Raw genomic sequence first — 20735 nt, 5'->3', positions numbered from 1 at the left:
ATGACTGATCGCCCTCGCGCCTATCGCGCGCGGGCGCTCTGGTCCGTTATTGGTCTTTGCGCAGCTCCAGCCAGCCGGTCATCGACCGCATAGAGCGTGCAGGTGGGGGACCATTTCATGCAAGCCGCGAGCGAATCGCGCTGGGCGTCGTCGGCCGTCGCGCGCCCCGAACGCCAGCCGTAACCGCCCTTGGGCGACACCGCAAAAGCCTTGTGCGGCACGGTGCTGGCGAGATAGCGCGCGAACTCGGCGCGCGCGGCCTCGTTGAGCTGGCCCGGCGGCGGCAGCGGATCGGGCGGGCTCAGGACGTCGTGGCCGAGCCCGCGCTCGCGCAGGAAGGCGTCCACATAGGGCGTCCATTGCGGACGGCCGACCACGGAATAGAGATAATGGCCATCGTTGCCGTAAGGCGCCGCCGCGACGAATTTCACGTTGCCGCCATTGCCGCGAAACCCGTCATAGAGCCGGCGGGCGAGATCGGGCCCGAAGAACAGATCGTTGGTCGCGTAAACCCACAGCATCGGCACGCGGGATGTCTTGCCGAAGCTGGCGAAGGCCTGCACCAAGCCGCCCTCGTTGCAGACATCGTCGTCGTCGCGCGAGCCGCGGCCGCCGGCAAAGCTGATCGCGGCGACGAGACCGGGCGGTGCCTGCGCCGTCAGCGCGATGGTGGCGAGCCCGCCGGCGGAATGGCCGGCCGCGATCATGCCCGATGTGGTGACGTCGGTCCTGCGCCCCATCGCATCGATCGCTGCGCGCAAGTCCGCGACCGCAACCGCCGCCGCCGGCAGGTACGCGGCATTGGCGCAGCCGCCGACGCTGTCGACGCGTCCGCCCGGCGAGGTGCCGTAGCCGCGCCGCATCACGATCAGCGCGGCAAAGCCGCGCCGGGCATATTCGAGCGCGACGCCGTAATATTTGTGCGCGGACATCGTGGCGCGGTCGTCGAAACTACGCGGCGAGCCGTGGCTGAGCAGCGCGAGCGGATAGCGCTTCGTCCCCGCCGGGCGCACCAGGAATGCCTCCAGCCCCTGCGGCCCGGCTTCCGCCATCGGGATGCGCAGATCCTCGGTGTAGAACTCGGCGGCGGTCGCGCGAGCCGCAGCGCCCGCAAGGGCGAGCAAAATAAGCACGGGCAGATGCCAGCGCGCGAGGTCCATGCGTGGATGATTCTCCGTGGCCGCGCGGATCATAACAGAACCGCATGACCTGGCGAACGGGCGTTGTCCGGATCGATCTAGCGTCCGCCCCGATCGTTCATCTCAACGTCTGAAGATAGGCGATGACATTGGCCCGGTCTGCGGGGTTCGGCAGCCCCTTGAAGAACATCTTGACGCCGTGGACGTCGCCGCGGGGGTCGGCGAGATAGGCGTCCAGCGTTGTTGGCGTCCAGGCCTGCTTGTTGGCCTTCATTGCATCAGAATAGGCGAAGTCCGGGACGATTGCGGGCTTGCGGTCGATGACATTCCAGAGACTTGGGCCGACCTTGTTCACCCCGATCACCGCCGCGTGGCAGTTCTCACAGGTGCGCTGGAAGACGGCCTTGCCCCTCGCCGGATCGCCCTCCGCGGCGGAGGCGGACGACGTGGCCAAAGACGACGTGGCCAAGGCCAGCATGAGCACGAAGATCAGACGATCGGTCATCTTAGTCTACTCCCCCACGGAATCAGCCAAGGGATCAGGCGGCTAATCCTGCAAATCCCCGGCTTTCGTTCATCAAACGGAAAGCAGCGTGCCCCACGCGGCGCGGCGGCGTCTTTGTCCTGCATCAACCGATATCCGGGACCAAAGTACGAGGGCGCCATGCGTAATCGCCATGGATCATCCTGTGCGGATTGGCGTTGTTGGTTGATCGTTGACCGGAGCGCGGCATCGGGCCGGCTTGGCGACGGGCTGGCCGATGGTATGGTGTTCTAGTGCGTCGTTCGAAGGGTACAGGGGAGTTGCAGTGGCAGAAGTCGATCCCGCGGCGGGTAAGCCGGTTGCGCCGAGCGCGCTCGCCAATATTCCGCGGCTGGTGACGGCCTATTTCGCCGGCAAGCCGGACGTGGCTGATCCGGCGCAACGGGTGGCGTTCGGCACCTCCGGTCATCGCGGCACCTCGTTCAAGACCACCTTCAACGAGGGCCATATCCTTGCGACCACGCAGGCAATTTGTGACTACAGAAAGGAAAAGGGGCTGACCGGCCCGCTCTTCATCGGCATCGACACCCACGCGCTGGCCGAACCTGCTCTCGTCAGCGCCGTTGAGGTGTTCGCGGCCAACGGCGTCGACGTCATGATCGACAAGGACGGCGGCTACACGCCGACGCCTGTGATCTCGCACGCCATCCTCACCTACAACAAGGGCCGCACGTCGGGTCTGGCGGATGGCGTCGTCGTCACGCCCTCGCACAATCCGCCGGAAGACGGCGGCTACAAATACAATCCGCCGCATGGCGGCCCGGCCGACACCGACGTCACCGGCGTCGTCGAGAAGCGCGCCAACGCCTATCTCGCCGACGGGCTCAAGGGCGTCGCGCGCATGGACTACGCCAAGGCGCGCAAAGCTGCGAGCGTGCATGCTTACGACTTCATCACGCCCTACGTCGCCGATCTCGGCAACGTCGTCGATCTCGATCTCGTCAAATCCGCCGGCATCAATATCGGCATCGATCCGCTCGGCGGCGCCGCCGTGCACTACTGGCATCCGATCATCGAGCGCTACGGCCTGAAGGCCACGGTGGTGAACGAGGCGATCGATCCGACCTTCCGCTTCATGACGGTCGACTGGGACGGCAAGATCCGCATGGATTGCTCCTCGCCTTACGCGATGGCGAGCCTGATCGGGATGCGCGACCGCTTCGACGTCGCCTTTGCCAACGACACCGATGCCGACCGCCATGGCATCGTGACGCGCACCGGCGGCCTGATGAATCCGAACCATTATCTCGCGACGGCGATCTCCTATCTGTTCGCGCACCGCCCGAACTGGGGCAGGGATGCAGCGATCGGCAAGACCGTGGTGTCGAGCTCGATCATCGACCGCGTCGCGAAAAAACTCGGCCGCAAGCTGGTCGAGACTCCGGTCGGCTTCAAATGGTTCGTCGACGGCCTCCTCACGGGCGGCTTCGGCTTCGGCGGCGAGGAGAGTGCAGGGGCCTCGTTCCTGCGCCGCGACGGCACGGTGTGGACCACCGACAAGGACGGCATCATCCTCGGCCTGCTTGCCGCGGAGATCATGGCGAAGACCGGCCGCGATCCCAGCCAGCTCTTTGGCGACCTCACCGCCGAGTTCGGCGTGCCCCATTACGCGCGCATCGACGTCGCGGCGACCACACCGCAGAAGAACATTTTGAAGTCCGTCACGCCCGAGCAACTCGGCCTGAAGGATCTCGCCGGCGATCCCGTTCGCGCCACGCTCAGCAAGGCGCCCGGCAACGGCCAGCCGTTCGGCGGCATCAAGGTCGAGACCGATTTCGGCTGGTTCGCAGCGAGGCCGTCGGGGACGGAGGACGTCTACAAGATCTACGCGGAAAGTTTCCGCAGCACCGAGCACCTGAAGCGGATTCAGGAAGAGGCCCAGGCCGGGCTGGCGAAGGTGTTCGGAGCGTAACTGCCCTGCAGGGCGGGACAATCGCATTTGAGCATGCAAGAGAGGTCGTCATGCCCGGGCTTGTCCCGGGCATCGACGTTCTTAGCGCCGGGTGGTGAGGCGTGGATGGCCGGGGCAAGCCCGGCCATGACGCTGTCGAGGCGCTAGCGCCAAGCTCCCAAGCCGCGTGGTCTTTTCTTGTATACATGATATTGGAATGCGGTATTTACATAAGGTAATTTTAGCCTTGAAGGATCTTTTCCCTCTGGTATTGTATACATAACGTATTCATAAGCCTTGGGAGTGAGACCGGTGACAAAGCCCTTCCCCATGAACGCCTGGTACGCCGCCGCCTGGGACGCCGAGGTGAAGCCGGCGCTGCTGCCGCGGACGATCTGCGGCAAGCACGTTGTGATGTACCGGAAGGCCGACGGCTCGGTGGCTGCGCTGGAGGATGCCTGCTGGCATCGCCTGGTGCCGCTGTCGAAGGGACGGCTCGAGGGCGACACCGTCGTCTGCGGCTATCACGGCCTGAAGTACAACGCGCAGGGGCGCTGCACCTTCATGCCCTCGCAGGAGACCATCAACCCCTCGGCCTGCGTGCGCGCCTATCCCGTGGTCGAGCGCCACCGCTACATCTGGCTCTGGATGGGCGATCCCGCGCTGGCCGATCCCGCGCTCGTGCCCGACATGCACTGGAATCACGATCCGGACTGGGCCGGCGACGGCAAGACCATCCGCGTCAATTGCGACTACCGTCTTGTGCTCGACAACCTCATGGACCTCACGCACGAGACCTTCGTGCACGGCTCCTCGATCGGCAACGACGCGGTCGCCGAAGCGCCGTTCGACGTTACCCATGGCGAGAAGACTGTCACCGTGACGCGCTGGATGCGCGGCATCGAGGCGCCGCCGTTCTGGGCCAAGCAACTCGGCAAGCCCGGCCTCGTCGATCGCTGGCAGATCATCCGTTTCGAGGCGCCATGCACAATCGCCATCGACGTCGGCGTGGCGCCGACAGGCACCGGTGCGCCGGAAGGCGACCGCTCGCAGGGCGTCAACGGCTTCGTGCTCAATACCATCACGCCGGAGACCGAGAAGACCTGTCATTATTTCTGGGCCTTCGTCCGCAACTATCAGATCGGCGAGCAGCGCATCACCACCGAGATCCGCGAAGGCGTCTCCGGTATCTTCCACGAGGACGAGCTGATCCTCGAAGCGCAGCAGCGCGCGATGGACGAGAATCCCGATCGCGTCTTCTACAACCTCAACATCGATGCCGGCGCGATGTGGACGCGCAAGCTGATCGACAAGATGGTGGCGAGGGAAAACGCGCCGCAACACCTCCAGGCCGCGGAGTAGCGATATGGCCGAGCGCGAGGTCGACCGCTCCGTCTCGCAGACCGTGAAGGCGCAGCTCGCGCTGCGCGACCAGATCCTGTCGGGCTCCTTGCGTCCCGGCGAGCGCATCTCCGAGCTTCAGGCGGTGGAGACGACCGGCGTCTCGCGCACGCCGGTGCGCATGGCGCTGGTGCGGCTGGAGGAGGAGGGCCTGCTGGAGGCGATCCCCTCCGGCGGCTTCATGGTGAAGGCGTTCTCCGAGCGCGACATCTCCGACTCCATCGAGCTGCGCGGCACGCTGGAAGGGCTCGCCGCGCGCTTTGCCGCCGAGCGCGGCGTCTCTGCGCGCGAGCTCGAGCCGCTGAAGGAATGTCTCGCCGCGATCGACGAATTGCTGCGCCAGGTGCCGATCTCGGTCGATGCCTTCTCGTCCTATGTCACGCTGAACGCGCGCTTCCACGCGCTGCTCACGGAACTGTCGCGCAGCCCGCCGCTGATCCGGCAGATCGACCGTGCCTCCGCGCTGCCGTTCGCCTCCCCAAGCGGCTTCGTGATGGCGCAGTCGGCGCTGCCCGAGGCCCAGCAGATCCTGATCATCGGCCAGGAGCACCACCGCGTCGTGATCGACGCCATCGAAAACCGCGAGGGCGCGCGCGCCGAGGCCGTGATGCGCGAGCACGCGCGGCTCGCGGTGCGCAACCTGCGGCTCGCGCTGCGCAACCGGACCCATCTCGACCTCTTGCCGGCGCTCGCGCTGATCAAGACCGCAACCGACTAGGGGGAGTGCCATGCGCTTCATCGAAACCTGGACCCCGGCGACGCTCGTCTCGACGCGCGACCTTGCGCCCGGCATCCGCGAATTCCTGATCCTGCCGGACCAGTTTGACGGCGCCGCGTATCCGGTCGGCAGCCACATCAATGTCAGCGTGACCATCGACGGTCTGCCCGAGACGCGATCCTATTCGCTGGTCGGCGAGGCCACCTCGCGTGGCCTGCGGATCGCGGTGCGCCGTGCCGAGGATTCCCGCGGCGGTTCGCGCTATATGTGGCAATTGGCACCGGGCGCGCGGCTCGACATCACGCAGCCGGCCTCGCTGCTCGCGGTCGACTGGGCCCGCGAAAACTATTGCCTGATCGCCGGCGGCATCGGCATCACCCCGATCCTCGGTGCGGCGCAGGCGCTGGCGCGACGTGGCGCCGACGTCACGCTGCATTATGCCGTGCGCTCGCGCGGCGAGGCCGCCTATCTCGACGATCTGGCCGGGATGCTCGGCGACCGCCTGGTCGTCCATGCGAGCGACGAAAGCCGGCGGCTCGATCTCGACGCGCTGTTCGCGTCATTGCCGCAAGGCGCGCTGGCGCTGTTCTGCGGCCCGATGCGGATGCTGGATGCCGCGCGCCACGCCTGGATCGGCGCCGGCCATCCGCTCGCCGATCTTCGCTACGAGACGTTTGGCTCCAGCGGCACGCTGCCGACCGAGACCTTTCGCGTGCGCCTGAAAAACTCCGGTGTCGAACTCGAAATACCCCGCGAGCGCTCGATGCTGGACGTGCTCAATGCCAGCGGGCACGAGGTGATGTACGATTGCAAGCGCGGCGAATGCGGGCTTTGTGCCATCGACGTGGTCGCAGTCGACGGCGAGATCGACCATCGCGACGTCTTCTTCAGCGACCATCAGAAACAGGGCAACCAGAAGATCTGCGCCTGCGTCTCCCGTGCCCGCGGCACCATCACCGTGGACACGTTGCTGCGGGCGGACGCGATCTGACCGGGGCTGGAAGGCGTACTCGGAAAAGCGATTAGCCTGAAGGCATGCGCATCCGCTCCACGCTCGGGAGCAGACGGGTGCGGTTCGTCCTGGCGAGGCAGCGCAGGGCCATTTGCAGGCGGACCAATTCCGTGACGAAGCGGGCTTCGTTTTACCGCGCCAACGAGCCGGTAAGAGCGCTTCGTGCGGTCCACCAATCATGATAGGTTTGCTCTCGGCAGTAAACGTGTTCAGCCGGTCTTGGACAACAAGGGTGGAGGTTCTGCCATGAAATCCAATTCGGTCTCGCTGGCAGTCGACGGGTTCGCCACAGGGAGTGCCGACTCGCTGATTTTGATCGGCCGCGTTCTACTTGCGTGGGTATTCGTCGGAAGCGCGTACGGCGCAATATCCGACTTCAGCGGCTCCGTGGGTTATTTCAGGTCCCTGCACCTTCCAGCACCTGAGCTGTTCACCATGACGAACATCGCACTGGAAGTATTGATATCCGTCGGCTTGATATTGGGCGTCGGCACGCGCTACTGCGCAATTCTGACGTTTGTGTTCGTCGTGGCGGCAACGGCTGTTGCGCACCGCTACTGGGAGTATCCCGCGGGCGCGCAGCAGATTGGCCAATACAACCATTTCCTGAAGAACATCTCGATAATGGGAGGCGCAATGCTGATCTTCGTCACCGGGGCAGGCCGGTTCAGTTTCGATCGGGCATCGTAGCCGACATCACTTCAGGTTGGGCTTGAAAGCTTCCCCGATCACGCGGCGGACGCTGTCTGAGAGCGGTTTCAGGGCCTTGCTCACGAAGGCGAACAGAAGCATCAGCCATGTCGCAAGCGCGGCACACCACAGCAGGACGTCCAATATCTCAGGCATGATGATGCCCCTCAAAAATAACTACTCTGAAATGAGGCAAGTGTTGCTTAACGGAGCCGGCACGGCAAGTCATCTTTAGAGGTAGCGCGCCGAAACCCTCGGAAAGCTCTCTCAGGACAGCGGGCAGCCTTGGGTCAGGGAAGCCTTGGGTCAGGGAAGCAGACCAATCCCATGACTGCGGAGACTTTGCGGGTAAATGCCCTACGCCGCGTAAGTCGCCCGAAGCTTTTTCGTGTCGAGCAGCGCCAGAACCTGCTCAGCCGACACCGGCCGGCTGATCAGATAGCCCTGGATTTCGTCGCAACTGATCTGCCTCAGATATTCGAGCTGGTCGGCAGTCTCGACGCCTTCGGCGACCACGCCGATGCGCAGGTCGCGCGCCAGCGAAATCACCGACTTCACGATCGCGGCACAGTCCGGCTGCACCAGCATGTCGCGGATGAAGGACTGGTCGATCTTGATGCGGCTGAACGGCAGCTTGCGCAAGTAAGTCAGCGACGAGAACCCGGTGCCGAAATCATCCAGCGCCACGGTGACGCCGAGTTGCAGCAGCGCGTTCAGGATCGACGCGGCCGATCCGTATTTCGACAGCAGCATTGATTCCGTGATCTCGATCTCGAGCCGGCTGGGAGAGACCTTCGCGTCGGCCAGCGCCTGCACGATGCTCTGGAGGATGCCGGTGTTGTGAAACTGCGCCGCGGAGAAATTCACGGCGACCCTGATGTCCTCGGGCCAGTCCGCCAGCGTCGCGCAGGCACGCCTGATCACCCATTCGCCGATCGCGTGGATCAACCCGGTTTCCTCGGCGATGGGGATGAATTCGCTCGGCGGCACCAATCCTCGCGAGGGATGCTGCCAGCGCAGCAGCGCCTCGAAGCCGGTGATCCGGTTCTCGCCGAGGTCGAGGAACGGCTGGAAGACGAGAAACAGCTCGTTGCGCGCGATGGCGCCCTCGAGGTCCGATTGCAGCGCCTTGCGATCGCGGGACAGCCTGTCGTCGCTGACCTCGAAGAAGCAGACCGTGCCGGGTCCCGCCTTCTTGGCGCGGTAGAGTGCCGCGTCGGCGTTCTTCATGATGTCGAGCGCCGTGTTGCCGTCGCGCGGCGCCAGCACGATGCCGACGCTGGTCGCGCCCGCGAGCTGGCGGCCCTCGATCGGGAACGGCTCGGTGAAGGCCGCGACGAAGCGCTCGGCGATCTCGAGCGCATCCTCGGGCCGCGCCAGATTGGCCATCACCAGCGCGAACTCGTCGCCGCCGATGCGTGCGACGTGCTCGGCCGCGCGGGTGCAGCGTTGCAGGCGGCTTGCGACCTGGACCAGGAATTCGTCGCCGGCGGGGTGGCCGAACTTGTCGTTGACCTCCTTGAAGCGATCGAGATCGAGCAGCAGCACCGCGAACTCTTCGCCCGACAGGGCGAGGCGTTTGAGCGCAGCATCGAGCGTCTCGTTGAAGGCGAAGCGGTTGGGCAGGAGAGTCAGCGGATCCTGCCGCACCGTGCGCTCGGCGTCGACCTGCCGGATCACGCGCCGTGCGAACCCGATTGAATTCACGAACACCGCGCGCAGCAGCACTGACCCGTAGACCACCACCAGGATGGCCATCAGCACATAGGCCGGATCGCCGTCACGGCCGAGGCAGATGGCGATGCCGACGAAGATGGGGGTCGTGAAGGCGATGGCCGCAATCGGGATGGTGGCGAAAGCCAGCGCGCCGCCGGCCAGCATGCCCGAGCAAAGGCAGGTGATGACAAGCTGGCCGCCGGTTGCGGCGTTTGCGAAGAAGGCGACCGGCACGATGCCCCAGGCGGCCCCGAGGATGAAGGCATTGCGCACCAGCCGATGCATGGCGCGGCGCGAGACGAATTGCGGTTTTGTGATCCGGCGCGAGGCGTGGGACTGCACCCCGAACGCGATCGCGGCACCGGCGACGACGACCGCCCAGATCAGGGCGAAAATCCGGTCCGGCGAATGCCACAGCGCAATGGCGAGCACGGCGGCGTTGCAGGCATTGGCGAGCATGATGCCGACCGAATAGCCGAGCACCAGCGACATCTGTTCCGCGCGGATATGGCCGGCCATGGCTTCGTCGGTTGCGGGACCGCCGAACGCTGACAGATCGCCGGCGAACAGCCGCGCGAAATAGGTGGTCAGTTGAGTCCGCATTCTAGAGCCTAGCAGGATGGGCCGTTCGTCCGGCTCGATCAGGAGAATTCGCTGCAAACCTTTGACGAACTATGAATTATCCCCGCCTGTCACGGTCGCCGCGACCACTTCTGCGTGTTCCATCGACAGTATCGATAACAAATCGATACAAATGCGCGGTGTGGGCGTTATCAGCGCGGTGCTGAGGCACGTTGCTCTCAATGCAAACTCCGCTGTCATGCCCCGCGAAGGCGGGGCATCCAGTACGCCGCGGCCTGTCGATTCAACCACCACCGTCTCGGAGTACTGGATCGCCCGCCTTCGCGGGCGATGACAGCGGTGGAGGTGCGTGGTCACCGCCCCAGCTGCTTCGGATCGTAATAGAACCGTTCTTCGATCAGTTGGTCGCCTCGCCAGGTCTGCCACGCGATCTCATCCAGCGTTCGGATGACGCCTTCCGCATTGGTGAAGCTGAAAACCCAGCGCGTCGCGACAGTGTCGCCCTCGATCAGGCTCGGCCCGATGCGCACGGCCTTGACCTCCTTGGTCGCGGCCAGCACGCCGCGCTCTTTCGCTGCCAGTTTTTCCCGGCCGACGGTCGGCGCGGCGTTGTTTTCATAAGTAGCGGCGTCGGGCGCGTAGAAATGTTCGATCGCGCCGACGAAGTCCCCATCCTCCAGCCGCTTCGCAAAGGCTTCGACGATCTCACGACTCGGCATGGCACACCTCACGAGTAAAACCGACTGATAGTCGGTAAATACCGACCGGTGGTCGAAAAGTCAACTGGTCGTGTCAGCCGAATTGGATTAGACGACACTCATGGCAAAACAGGCGGAGCGGCGGGCGGCGACATCGGAGGCGATCCTGACGGCGGCGCGCCGCCTGTTCGGGACGCAAGGCTTTGCCGCCACCACCATGGACGAGATCGCGGAGGCCGCCGGCGTCGCCAAGGGTGCGGTCTATCATCACTTCAAGACCAAGGAGGCGGTGTTCGAAGCGGTGTTCGACCAGGTCTCGCGCGATCTCGTTGCGGAGATCGACAGCACCGCGCGGGCCGAGCAGGACGTGCTCGCCGCGATGGTCGCGGGCACCCAGCATTACTTTGCTGCGACCGCCAAGGGCCCGACCGGCCAGATCATCCTGCGCGACGGCCCGGCCGTGCTCGGCTGGGAGCGCTGGCGCGAGATCGATGCCGGGCATTTCGGCGGCAAGCTGCCGCGCGCGATCGCAGCCGCCATGGAGGCCGGCCTGATCGCGCGCCAGCCGGTCGAGCCGCTGGCGCGGCTGCTGCTCGGTGCGGTCACGGAGGCCGCGGTCGCCTGCGCCGGACGCGCTGATATCGCAAGGGCGGGCGCGGAATATGCCCGTGCGTTCAAGTCGCTGGTCGAGGCGCTGCGTCTGCGCGCATGATCATGCTAATGCAAGACGAGCCGTGTGCGCGATGCCGACGCCGAACTCGGATCACCTCTCCCGTAGGGAGAGGTCGGATTGCATCGAAGATGCAATCCGGGTGAGGGGTTATGGTCTCGCTTGCCGTTGCGGCCCCTCACCCGGATTGCTACGCAATCCGACCTCTCCCCGTCGGGGAGAGGTGGATGTCGCACTGCCGATCGAATTTGGCATGCTCTAAGTGACGCCACCGGAAACGCCCACACCAACAAGAACACTGGCAAGACATGACCGCAAACTCCTCCCTCGCACCAATCGATCCCGAATTCGACTACATCATCGTCGGCGCCGGCTCCGCCGGATGCGTGCTCGCCAACCGCCTGTCCGCGAACGGCAAGCACAGCGTGCTGCTGCTCGAGGCCGGCCCGAAGGATTCCAACATCTGGATCCACGTGCCGCTCGGCTACGGCAAGCTGTTCAAGGAAAAGACCGTCAACTGGATGTACCAGACCGAGCCGGAGCCCGAGCTGAAGGGGCGCCAGGTGTTCCAGCCGCGCGGCAAGACGCTGGGCGGCTCGAGCTCGATCAACGGCCTGCTCTATGTTCGCGGTCAGCACGAGGACTATGACCGCTGGCGTCAGCTCGGCAACACCGGCTGGGGCTATGACGACGTGCTGCCCTATTTCAAGAAGGCCGAGAACCAGTCGCGCGGCGCCGACCAGTATCACGGCGGTGGCGGCCCGTTGCCGGTCTCCAACATGATCGTGACCGATCCGCTGTCGAAGGCCTTCATCGACGCCGCGGTCGAGACCGGTCTGCCCTACAACCCTGATTTCAACGGCGCCAAACAGGAAGGCGTCGGCCTGTTCCAGACCACGACGCACAACGGCCGCCGCGCCTCGACGTCGGTCGCCTATCTCGGCCCGGCGAAGACGCGCGGCAATCTCAAGATCGAGACCGAGGCGCTCGGCCAGCGCGTGCTGTTCGAGGGGCGCCGCGCCGTCGGCGTCGAATACCGGCAAGGCGCGCAGCTGCGCCGTGCCCGCGCACGCGAGGAGATCGTGCTGTCGAGCGGCGCCTACAATTCGCCGCAGCTGCTCCAGCTTTCCGGCGTCGGTCCTGCCGATCTGCTGCGCAAGCACGGCATCGACGTGGTGCTGGACGCGCCGGGTGTCGGCCACGATCTCCAGGACCACATGCAGGTCCGCATCGTGATGCGCTGCTCGCAGAAGATCACGCTCAACGACACCGTCAATCATCCGCTCCGCCGCACGCTCGCCGGCGCACGCTATGCGCTGTTCCGGAAGGGCTGGCTGACGATCGCGGCGGGCACGGCGGGCGCGTTCTTCAAGACCAGCCCGCGGCTGGCCTCGCCCGACATCCAGGTCCACTTCCTGCCGTTCTCGACCGACAAGATGGGCGAGAAGCTGCACGACTTTTCCGGCTTCACCGCCTCGGTGTGCCAGCTGCGTCCCGAAAGCCGCGGGTCCTTGCGCATCCGGAGCGCCGATCCGACCGTGCCGCCGGAGATCCGCATCAACTACATGTCCACCGAGACCGATCGCTCCACGAACGTTGAAGGTCTGAAGATCCTGCGCAAGATATTGAATGCGCCGGCGCTGAAGCCGTTCGTGGTCAACGAGTACGATCCCGGGGCGAAGGTATCCACGGATGCCGAGCTGCTCGATTACTGCCGCGAGCGCGGCAGCACCATCTACCATCCGACTTCGACCTGTCGTATGGGCAATGACGCGCTCGCGGTGGTGGATCAGCGGCTGAAGGTGAGGGGGCTCGAAGGCCTTCGCGTCGTCGACGGCTCGATCATGCCGGACCTCGTGTCGGGGAACACCAACGCGCCGATCATCATGATCGCCGAAAAGGCCTCCGACATGATATTGGAGGATGCGCGGTAGAGCATGATCCGGACCCGTAGGGCCGCGTTAGCGCAAAGTGGGAACCGGTTTTCCGATAAGATCATGCTAAAAAAACCCGCGCAGTGAAAGGACCAGGACTTGGCTACTCGACTCAAGATCGGCACGCGCAAGAGCGCGATGGCGCTGGCACAGACGGAAGAGATCGCGCGCCGCCTGACCGCCGCCGTGCCCGATCTCGACGTCGAGATCGTCAAGTTCGACACCACCGGCGATCTCGACCAGACCAGCAAGCTGTTGCCGCATGGCGGCAAGGGCGGCGCCTTCGTGGCGCAGATCCGCGCCGCGGTGCTGTCGGGTGAACTCCAGGCGGCGATGCATTCGCTGAAGGACATGCCGGGCAACGAGGACACGCCCGGCCTCGTCATCGGCGCCACGCTGTCGCGCGATCCACCCAATGACGCGCTGGTGCTGCGCGACGGCGTGACGCTGGCGGCGCTGCGCCAGTCGCGCGGCAAGGGTTTCAAGATCGGCACCAACGCGGTACGCCGCGCGGCCTATGCGCGGCGGCTGTTTCCTGACGTCGAGGTCATCCACTTCCGCGGCGCCGCCGACACGCGCGTGCGCAAGCTCGACAACGGCGAAAAGCAGCGCCTGCCGGATGGCGGCGCGGTGGGACCGGCCGATGCGCTGATCATGGCGCGCTCGGGCCTCGATCGTGTCGGTCTGGCCAGCCGCATCGCCTACGAGTTTACTGCGGCGGAGATGCTGCCCGCGGCGGGGCAGGGCATCGTCGCGGTCGAATGCGCGGCGCAGGACTGGCAGACGCGGCAGATCCTGTCGTCGATCGACGATCCCGCCGCCCACGCCTCTGCCGACGCCGAGCGCGAGGTGCTGTGGGTGCTGAACGGCCACTGCAATTCGCCTGTCGCGGGCTTCTCGACCATCGCCGGCGGTCAGATGTCGCTCACCGCGTCCGTGCTCGACCTCTCCGGCAACACCATCATCGAAGCCTCGCGCACAGGCCCCGCCAACCGGCCGCGTGAGCTCGGCCGTGCCGTGGGTCTCGATCTGCTGACGAAGGGCGCTGCCGAGATCATCGAGCGTAGCCGGCCGCGCTGACGCGCTTTCCGCCATCTCCAGCGTCATTGCGAGCGCAGCGAAGCAATCCAGACTGTCACCGCGGAAAGATTCTGGATTGCTTCGCTGCGCTCGCAATGACGGGTGTGGTGAGGAGCCGTCGTCTAACCCGCTTCAGCAAAGCCGGTTGGCACGCTGGCCTTTCTCAAAACGGGTCAGCGGGCAATGATGCCATCCTGCTCCTGTTTTGCCCGACGAGTCAAACCTCGGCGCAGTCTAGTGCGATGACGGCTCATCTGATTTCAGCGCGCGCTAAGTCATTGATCGGGCGTGGTCTCTCTACTGTGCATGGGGTTGTTTTCGCACTTTTTTCTTTCCGCCCCTTGAAAGGCGGAAAAATCAGCCCCGCACGCGCTTGATCATCTGCTCGACATGGGCGATCGGCGTCTCCGGCTGGATGCCGTGGCCGAGATTGAAGATCAGCCGTCCGGCAGCGAAATTGGCCAGCACGTTGTCGACCGCGCGGTCGAGCGCGGCGCCACCGGTAATGAGCACCAGCGGATCGAGATTGCCCTGCACCGCGACGCGCGATTGCACGCGCTCGCGGATGAAGGACGGTTCCGCGGTCCAGTCGATGCTGACGGCGTTGACGCCGGTCGCCTCGACGTAGCCAGGCAATTGCGCGCCGGCGCCGCGGGGAAAGCCGATGATCTTCGCGTCCGGCACCTTCGCGCGTACGCCCTCGACGATGCGCCGCGTCGGCTCGACCGACCAGCGCGCGAACTCGGCGGGCGGCAGCACGCCGGCCCAGGTGTCGAAGATCTGCAAGGCATCGGCACCGGCTGCGAGTTGCGCCAGCAGATATTCGATCGAGTTGTCGACCAGCACGTCGATGATCTTCGCAAACGCGTCCGGATGCCGGTAGGCCATCATCCGCGCCGGGCCCTGGTCGGGCGTGCCGTGGCCCGCGACCATGTAGGTCGCCACCGTCCACGGCGCGCCGCAGAAGCCGATCAGCGCGGTCTTGCGATCGAGCGCGCCGCGGACGATCTTCAGTGCCTCGAACACCGGCGCGAGCTTGCCGAAGTCGGCGCGCGGGGCAAGCGTTCCGACCTTCGCGGGATCATCCAGCGGCTCGAGCCGCGGACCTTCGCCGACCTCGAAGCGCACGGAGCGGCCGAGCGCGTAGGGGATCACCAGGATGTCCGAGAAGATGATCGCCGCGTCGAAGCCGAATCTCCGGATCGGCTGCAGCGTGACCTCGGCGGCAAGTTCCGGGTTGAAGCAGAGATCGAGGAAGCCGCCGGCCTTGGCCCGCACCTCGCGATATTCCGGCAGGTAGCGGCCGGCCTGGCGCATCATCCACATCGGCGGGATGGCTTGGCGCTGGCCGGAGAGCACGTCGATGAAGGGCTTTGTCGCAGACTGGGGCACGAATGGTCCTGAGCAAGGTTACGGCTCCTGATACACCGCCGCGGCCTCCAGCGGAACAGGGGAACAAGCGCAATTGGGTCGCGTTGACCAACCAATGGAGGAGATCATGGCCGAGTCATTCAATCCCGCGCCGCACGACAAGCACGCCGACGATCTGCATGAGGCGCTCGCCGCCGATCGTCATGCCAAGCTCGACACCGGGCTCAAGGACAGCTTCCCGGCGTCCGATCCCGTGAGCGCCGCCCAGCCGACACCCTCGAAGGCCGATGCGGACGCCGACAGTCCCTCGCTCTGGGACAAGGTTAAGGCCATCTTCAGCTAGCGGAAGGGGAGCCGGATTCCGATAGGTTCGCTAATACCCTGTTAGCGATGCGCTGATGCTTGCGTCCGTAGGACTACGGGAAAGCGCAGGTATCGCGGTGTATTTCGGCAGTCATTTCAGAGTTCAATAACAGAAGCAGCAGAGTTTCCGAAACGATCGGAGAATTCTGCCGCATGAGCGCTGCTACCCAACGAACCGGATGGAGCCGCCTGCCGCTACGCGCGGCGGCGTTTGTCGTGCTGACCTGCGCGACCATCCTTGGCGTCAGCGCCTGGCGTGAATGGGCCGCGCGCGACGCGGTGCTCAAGGGCGCCGAGACCGAGATGGCGAACGTTGCGCGCTCGCTGACGCAGCATGCCGAGGACAGCCTCGATCTGCTCGATGCCGGCGTCGTCGGCGTCGTCAGCCGGCTGGAGATGGACGGCACCGATCCCGCCACGATCGCCAAGCTCAGAAACCTCATGGCGGTGCGCCAGAAGGCGACGGAGCGCGTGCACAGCTTCGCCATCATCGACGACCAGGGCAACTGGCTGACCTCGCCCGGCACGATCGGCTCGACGCTCAGCGACGACGCGTTCTTCCGCCATCACCAGCTCTCCCCGAAACGAGAGGCTCATCTCGGCCGTCCCGTGAAGAGCCTGCTCGATGGCGAATGGGTCGTCACCCTGTCGCGCCGCTTCAACAAGCCGGACGGCAGCTTTGGCGGCGTGGTGCTCGCGACCATCAGCTCCGGATATCTGTCGCATTTCTACGAGCAGTTCGAGATCGGCCGCAACAGCTCCGTGGCGCTGACACATGGCGACGGCCTGATCGTCGCGCGCTACCCGAGCAACGAGAAATTCGTCGGACGCAGCGTCGCCGACAAGCCGCTGTTCCGCAACCCGAGCCTGCAACGGCCGAGCGGCGCCTATCACTTCAAGTCGCCGCTGGACGGCGCCGAACGCGTCAGCTTCTTCAAGCGCTCTGGCCGCTATCCGTTCTTCCTGCTCGCCACCGTCGACAAGGACGAACTGCTGGCGCCCTGGCGCGCCGCCGCAGTTTCCCGCATGCTCTATGTCCTCGCGCTGGTCATGTTGATCGCGATCATCGGCGCGGTGCTGGTGCGGCAGTTGCAGCGGGGCCAGCGCATGGCTGCGGCCCTGGTCGAGAAGGAAGCCCATTTCCGCCTGCTCGCCGAAGGCTCCAGCGACATGGTGACCCGCATCGGGCTCGACGAGCGGCTGCGCTACGTCTCTCCCTCCTCGGTCCGCGTCGTCGGCTGGCGGGCCAACCAGTTGATCGGAACGCCCGCGCTCGCGGGCATTCATGCCGACGACCTGCCGCAGGTCCAGGCCCTCGTCGATGCCATGAAGCGCGGCGAGAAGGACGAGGTGCGCGTCACCTATCGCAACTCGCATAGGCAGAAGGGCGAAGTCTGGCTCGAATCGACCATGCGGGTGACACGCAAGGACAACGGCAACGTCGACGGCGTGGTCGCGATCTCGCGCGACATCACCGAGCAGAAGACGCTGGAAACCAGGCTCGAGACGCTCGCGACCGAGGACAGCCTCACCGGGCTTGCGAACCGCCGCTGCTTCGACGACCGGCTGAACGATGAATGGGCGCGTGCCTATCGCGACCGCTCCAGCCTCGCCCTGCTCATGATCGACGTCGATCATTTCAAGGCCTACAACGACGAATACGGCCATCCGGCGGGCGATGCCTGCCTGCGCGTGGTCGCAAAGATCCTCGCGGCCGAGATGCACCGCGCCGGCGATCTGGCGGCGCGCTACGGCGGCGAGGAATTCGCCATGCTGCTCCCCAATACCGATGCGGCCGGCTGCGCCCGGATCGGCGAGCGGATCCGCGAGGCCATTCACCAGGCGGGCCTCGTCCACGCCTCGAGCCCGATTTCGGCATCCGTGACCGTGTCGCTTGGCGGCGCGACCTGCCGGCCGGCGTTCGAGCGCACCGCAGGGTTCGCTTCGCTCGTCGAGGCCGCCGACCGTGCGCTCTACGCCGCCAAGGCTAAGGGCCGTGATCGCCTGATGATGTCGGGCGAGGTCATGAACCTGCTGCCCAAAGCGTCCGGTCAGTAAAGGCCATCCGGCAGTAATATCGCTCAATAATGCGGCGGGCGCTCGTTGGCGGGTCCCGGCGCATTCGTCTCGGCCTCCTGCAGCCGCTCATTGAGCTGCGCGATCTGCCGGGTCAGCGCGTCGATCTGCTTCCACTGCGCGGTGATGGTCTGGTTCAGCGTCTCGATCGTGTCGTCCTGATAGGCGAGGCGCGTCTCCAGCGTGTCGATGCGTTCGCTCAGCGTCTTGATCTCATTCGTCACGTGTCGCGTCCTTGTCCCGTTGCCGCAGGCCGAGTTCTTGCAGACCATGGCCGAGCGCGACGCGCTCGTCGAACACGAAGCATTCGCCGCGCCAGCGGCTCTGCGCCTCCGGCACTTCCTCCAGATATTTCAGGATGCCGCCCTTGAGGTGATAGACCTCGGCAAAGCCGCGCGCGAGCAGGTGCGCGCTCGCCTTCTCGCAGCGGATGCCTCCGGTGCAGAACATCGCGATCCTGCGGTGTTTTGCCGGATCGAGCTGTTCCGCGGCAAAATCCTTGAACTGGCCGAAGCTCTTGATTCCGGGATCGACCGCGCCCTCGAACGTGCCCATCGCCACCTCGAAGGCGTTGCGGGTGTCCAGCACCAGCGTGTCCGGCGCCGCGATCAGCGCGTTCCAGGCGGCGGCATCGACATAGGTGCCGACCTGGCGCGTCGGATCGGCAGCCGCGTCCCCGAGCGTGACGATCTCCTTCTTCAGCCGCACCTTGAGCCGGCCGAACGGCATCGCCTCGGCGGTCGAGAATTTCAGTTCGAGATTGTCCAGCCGGCCGCCGAACAGGGCGCCGCGCGCGAGCTCATGGGCAAGGGCGTCGATCGCCTCCGGCGCTCCCGCAACCGTGCCGTTGATGCCCTCCCGCGCCAGCAGCACGCTACCCTTCAGCGCCAGACCAGCGCAGAACGCGCGCAGCGGCTCGCGCAGCTCGCGGTAATCGGGCAGGGCGGCGAATTGGTAGAAGGCGGCGACCTTGGTGACCATGGTGGCTCGTTTAGCAGGCGGCCGCCGCCCAGAAAACCCGCATGGCCGGAGCTTGCAAAAGGTCCATACGCCCAGCGGATGGCAGCCATTTCCCTGGCATGCCAGCATTGCCCCGGCGGGCCGGAATGTGTCATGTAGGCCCGGTTTTTCCGAGAGGGTGCGCCGTGCGCGGACACGGCCCAAGACAGCTTAACGAGAGCAAGAATTCGCATGAGAAACTTCCATTTCCCCGGCCGGTCCACGGTTCACGCCACCAACGCGATGGTGGCGACCTCGCATCCGCAGGCCTCGCTGGCCGCGATCGAGGTGTTGCGCGAGGGCGGCACGGCGGTGGACGCGGCGGTGGCCGGCTCGGCCGTGCTCGGCGTGATCGAGCCGCAATCGACCGGCATCGGCGGCGACTGCTTCGCGCTGATCCAGCCGCGCGGAGAAGGCAAGATCATCGCCTATAACGGCTCCGGCCGGGCGCCGAAGGCGGCGAATGCCGACTGGTATCTCGAGCGCAAGATGACGTCCGTGCCGCTGACCTCGGCGCACGCGGTCTCGATCCCCGGCGTCATCGACGCCTTCGCGACCGTGCTGCGCGATCACGGCAAGTTCGGCTTCGACCGCCTGCTCCAGCCCGCGATCAAGGCGGCCGAAGAGGGCTACGTCGTCGCCCCGCGCATCGCGTTCGACTGGAAGAACCAGTTCGAGAAGCTGAAGGGTGGCACCAACACCGTGCGTTACCTGCTGCCGGGCGGCAAGCCGCCGGTGGCCGGCGACGTCATCCGCCAGGCCGAGCTCGGCAAGACGCTGCGCGCGATCGCCAAGGACGGCCGCGACGCCTTCTACAAGGGACCGGTCGCGGAAGACATGGTCGAGACCCTGCGCGGCATCGGCGGCCTGCACACGCTCGACGATTTCGCCGCGCACACCACCGAGGTGACGACGCCGATCGGCACGATGTACAAGGGCTACGACGTCTGGCAGTGCCCGCCGAACGGCCCGGGCGTCACCGCGCTGCTGATGCTCAACATCCTGTCGCGCTTCGACCTGACCAAGTACGCGCCGCTCAGCGTCGAGCGCTTCCATCTCGAAGCCGAAGCCGCCCGCATCGCCTACATGAACCGCGAGATGCATGTCGCCTCTCCCGAGCACATGAAGATCAACGTCGCAGAGATGCTCGAAAAGGGCTTTGCCGACGAGTACATCAGCAAGATCCGCATGGACGGCATGCTCGACCTGCCGAACGTCGCGCCGCCGATGAACCCCTCGACCATCTACATCACGGTCGTGGACAAGGACCGCAACGTCTGCTCGTTCATCAATTCGGTCGCGCATTCCTTCGGCTCGGCGATCGTCTCGAACAAGACCGGCGTCTTGTTCCAGAACCGTGCCGGTGGTTTCCGCATCCAGCCGGGCCATCCGAACTGCATCGAGGGCGGCAAGCGCCCGCTGCACACGATCATGCCGGGCCTGCTCACCAAGGGCGGCCGTTCCACGATGTCGTTTGCGGTGATGGGCGGCCAGTACCAGCCGACCGGCCAGACGCGTCTCCTGACCAACATCCTCGACTATGGCTGCGACGTGCAGGAGGCGATCGACATGCCGCGCGGCCTGCACTACGAGGGCCAGTACCAGCTCGAGGACAGCGTGCCGGCTGACATCGTCGAAGGCCTGAAGAAGCTCGGGCACAAGACCACCAGCGTGGTCGGACCGCTCGGCGGCGCCCAGGCGATCTGGATCGACTGGGACAAGGGCACGCTCACCGGCGGTTCCGATCCGCGCAAGGACGGCTGCGCGCTCGGCTACTGAGCGAGGCCCAGAGCTGCAAACGTTCCGGCTGGAAACCGTACCCGCGTTGCGCTAGACACCTCCCGCCTCAAA

General features: G+C 65.5%; 19 protein-coding genes. 11 read left to right on the top strand and 8 right to left on the bottom strand.

Translation table 11 applies throughout. The features are described from left to right. Nucleotides 1-20: 20 nt before the first annotated feature. Together BM118_RS23235 and BM118_RS23230 are read right to left on the bottom strand one after the other, a co-directional pair. Nucleotides 21-1160 carry an alpha/beta hydrolase family protein gene (locus BM118_RS23235; RefSeq protein ID WP_177234601.1) on the bottom strand — a complete coding sequence of 380 codons (1140 nt, stop codon included), beginning with the start codon at nucleotides 1158-1160 and terminating at the stop codon, nucleotides 21-23. A gap of 97 nt (nucleotides 1161-1257) precedes the next feature. Further along, on the bottom strand, nucleotides 1258-1644 hold the full coding sequence (locus BM118_RS23230) for a c-type cytochrome (RefSeq protein WP_092187810.1): 387 nt from the start codon (nucleotides 1642-1644) through the stop codon (nucleotides 1258-1260). Nucleotides 1645-1948: 304 nt separating this feature from the next. On the opposite strand from BM118_RS23230, the gene pgm reads away from it, so the two are divergent. The 5 genes from pgm to BM118_RS23205 all read left to right on the top strand — a co-directional run bounded on the left by pgm (nucleotide 1949) and on the right by BM118_RS23205 (nucleotide 7395). Beyond that, a complete protein-coding gene (gene pgm, locus BM118_RS23225) occupies nucleotides 1949-3595 on the top strand; it encodes a phosphoglucomutase (alpha-D-glucose-1,6-bisphosphate-dependent) (protein ID WP_177234600.1) in 1647 nt (548 codons plus the stop codon). Between the two features lie 291 nt (nucleotides 3596-3886). Beyond that, nucleotides 3887-4936, top strand: a complete 1050-nt coding sequence (locus BM118_RS23220; RefSeq protein ID WP_177234599.1) for an aromatic ring-hydroxylating dioxygenase subunit alpha — start codon at nucleotides 3887-3889, stop codon at nucleotides 4934-4936. A 4-nt stretch (nucleotides 4937-4940) separates the two neighbouring features. Next, nucleotides 4941-5693: a GntR family transcriptional regulator gene (locus BM118_RS23215; RefSeq protein ID WP_092187807.1), complete on the top strand. Its 753-nt coding sequence runs from the start codon at nucleotides 4941-4943 to the stop codon at nucleotides 5691-5693. 10 nt (nucleotides 5694-5703) lie between these two features. Next, a complete protein-coding gene (locus tag BM118_RS23210; protein ID WP_092187806.1) occupies nucleotides 5704-6684 on the top strand; it encodes a PDR/VanB family oxidoreductase in 981 nt (326 codons plus the stop codon). A gap of 267 nt (nucleotides 6685-6951) precedes the next feature. Next, complete coding sequence (locus BM118_RS23205; RefSeq protein ID WP_177234598.1) at nucleotides 6952-7395, top strand: DoxX family protein; 444 nt, start codon at nucleotides 6952-6954, stop codon at nucleotides 7393-7395. A 6-nt stretch (nucleotides 7396-7401) separates the two neighbouring features. Here BM118_RS23205 and BM118_RS41590 read toward each other — a convergent pair whose 3' ends face one another. The 3 genes from BM118_RS41590 to BM118_RS23195 all read right to left on the bottom strand — a co-directional run bounded on the left by BM118_RS41590 (nucleotide 7402) and on the right by BM118_RS23195 (nucleotide 10412). After that, on the bottom strand, nucleotides 7402-7551 hold the full coding sequence (locus tag BM118_RS41590) for a hypothetical protein (RefSeq protein WP_177234597.1): 150 nt from the start codon (nucleotides 7549-7551) through the stop codon (nucleotides 7402-7404). Nucleotides 7552-7752: 201 nt separating this feature from the next. Continuing rightward, on the bottom strand, nucleotides 7753-9714 hold the full coding sequence (locus BM118_RS23200) for a putative bifunctional diguanylate cyclase/phosphodiesterase (protein ID WP_092187805.1): 1962 nt from the start codon (nucleotides 9712-9714) through the stop codon (nucleotides 7753-7755). A gap of 332 nt (nucleotides 9715-10046) precedes the next feature. Next, nucleotides 10047-10412, bottom strand: a complete 366-nt coding sequence (locus tag BM118_RS23195) for a nuclear transport factor 2 family protein (RefSeq protein WP_092187804.1) — start codon at nucleotides 10410-10412, stop codon at nucleotides 10047-10049. Between the two features lie 100 nt (nucleotides 10413-10512). Here BM118_RS23195 and BM118_RS23190 point away from each other — a divergent pair, with 100 nt between their 5' ends. From BM118_RS23190 to hemC, 3 genes are all read left to right on the top strand, one after another. Further along, nucleotides 10513-11103: a TetR/AcrR family transcriptional regulator gene (locus BM118_RS23190; RefSeq protein ID WP_092187803.1), complete on the top strand. Its 591-nt coding sequence runs from the start codon at nucleotides 10513-10515 to the stop codon at nucleotides 11101-11103. A gap of 266 nt (nucleotides 11104-11369) precedes the next feature. Next, nucleotides 11370-12995, top strand: a complete 1626-nt coding sequence (locus BM118_RS23185) for a GMC family oxidoreductase (RefSeq protein ID WP_092187802.1) — start codon at nucleotides 11370-11372, stop codon at nucleotides 12993-12995. A 99-nt stretch (nucleotides 12996-13094) separates the two neighbouring features. Then, nucleotides 13095-14075 (top strand): hydroxymethylbilane synthase, encoded by a 981-nt coding sequence (gene hemC, locus BM118_RS23180; protein ID WP_092187801.1) that lies wholly within the window; start codon nucleotides 13095-13097, stop codon nucleotides 14073-14075. Between the two features lie 357 nt (nucleotides 14076-14432). On the opposite strand, the gene hemE is transcribed toward hemC, so the two are convergent. Then, entirely contained in the window at nucleotides 14433-15467 is a 1035-nt protein-coding gene (hemE, locus tag BM118_RS23170) for a uroporphyrinogen decarboxylase (protein ID WP_092187799.1), read from the bottom strand. Nucleotides 15468-15573: 106 nt separating this feature from the next. Between hemE and BM118_RS23165 the strand changes: the two genes are divergently transcribed. Then, a complete protein-coding gene (locus tag BM118_RS23165) occupies nucleotides 15574-15789 on the top strand; it encodes a hypothetical protein (protein WP_177234596.1) in 216 nt (71 codons plus the stop codon). Between the two features lie 173 nt (nucleotides 15790-15962). Continuing rightward, a complete protein-coding gene (locus tag BM118_RS23160; protein ID WP_092187797.1) occupies nucleotides 15963-17867 on the top strand; it encodes a sensor domain-containing diguanylate cyclase in 1905 nt (634 codons plus the stop codon). A gap of 23 nt (nucleotides 17868-17890) precedes the next feature. Here BM118_RS23160 and BM118_RS23155 read toward each other — a convergent pair whose 3' ends face one another. Both BM118_RS23155 and trhO read right to left on the bottom strand, forming a co-directional pair. Further along, entirely contained in the window at nucleotides 17891-18109 is a 219-nt protein-coding gene (locus BM118_RS23155; protein WP_092187796.1) for a SlyX family protein, read from the bottom strand. Beyond that, nucleotides 18099-18866, bottom strand: coding sequence for an oxygen-dependent tRNA uridine(34) hydroxylase TrhO (gene trhO / locus BM118_RS23150; RefSeq protein WP_092187795.1), 768 nt, complete (start codon nucleotides 18864-18866; stop codon nucleotides 18099-18101). The genes BM118_RS23155 and trhO overlap by 11 nt, the downstream gene beginning before the upstream one ends. A gap of 210 nt (nucleotides 18867-19076) precedes the next feature. On the opposite strand from trhO, the gene ggt reads away from it, so the two are divergent. Further along, entirely contained in the window at nucleotides 19077-20663 is a 1587-nt protein-coding gene (gene ggt, locus BM118_RS23145) for a gamma-glutamyltransferase (protein ID WP_092187794.1), read from the top strand. Nucleotides 20664-20735: the final 72 nt, after the last annotated feature.

Origin of the sequence: Bradyrhizobium sp. cf659 (genome assembly GCF_900113725.1) — a bacterium.
Taxonomy (GTDB): Bacteria; Pseudomonadota; Alphaproteobacteria; order Rhizobiales; family Xanthobacteraceae; genus Bradyrhizobium.
The sequence above is the reverse complement of the archived record's forward strand: the minus strand, read 5'-3'. Positions and strand labels throughout refer to the sequence as shown.

Coding starts and splice junctions, on each gene's coding strand:
- BM118_RS23235 (WP_177234601.1), bottom strand. CDS start 1,160: ATGGACCTCGCGCGCTGGCATCTGCCCGTGCTTATTTTGCTCGCCCTT.
- BM118_RS23230 (WP_092187810.1), bottom strand. CDS start 1,644: ATGACCGATCGTCTGATCTTCGTGCTCATGCTGGCCTTGGCCACGTCG.
- BM118_RS23215 (WP_092187807.1), top strand. CDS start 4,941: ATGGCCGAGCGCGAGGTCGACCGCTCCGTCTCGCAGACCGTGAAGGCG.
- BM118_RS23210 (WP_092187806.1), top strand. CDS start 5,704: ATGCGCTTCATCGAAACCTGGACCCCGGCGACGCTCGTCTCGACGCGC.
- BM118_RS23205 (WP_177234598.1), top strand. CDS start 6,952: ATGAAATCCAATTCGGTCTCGCTGGCAGTCGACGGGTTCGCCACAGGG.
- BM118_RS41590 (WP_177234597.1), bottom strand. CDS start 7,551: ATGCCTGAGATATTGGACGTCCTGCTGTGGTGTGCCGCGCTTGCGACA.
- BM118_RS23200 (WP_092187805.1), bottom strand. CDS start 9,714: ATGCGGACTCAACTGACCACCTATTTCGCGCGGCTGTTCGCCGGCGAT.
- BM118_RS23195 (WP_092187804.1), bottom strand. CDS start 10,412: ATGCCGAGTCGTGAGATCGTCGAAGCCTTTGCGAAGCGGCTGGAGGAT.
- BM118_RS23190 (WP_092187803.1), top strand. CDS start 10,513: ATGGCAAAACAGGCGGAGCGGCGGGCGGCGACATCGGAGGCGATCCTG.
- BM118_RS23185 (WP_092187802.1), top strand. CDS start 11,370: ATGACCGCAAACTCCTCCCTCGCACCAATCGATCCCGAATTCGACTAC.
- BM118_RS23165 (WP_177234596.1), top strand. CDS start 15,574: ATGGCCGAGTCATTCAATCCCGCGCCGCACGACAAGCACGCCGACGAT.
- BM118_RS23160 (WP_092187797.1), top strand. CDS start 15,963: ATGAGCGCTGCTACCCAACGAACCGGATGGAGCCGCCTGCCGCTACGC.
- trhO (WP_092187795.1), bottom strand. CDS start 18,866: ATGGTCACCAAGGTCGCCGCCTTCTACCAATTCGCCGCCCTGCCCGAT.
- ggt (WP_092187794.1), top strand. CDS start 19,077: ATGAGAAACTTCCATTTCCCCGGCCGGTCCACGGTTCACGCCACCAAC.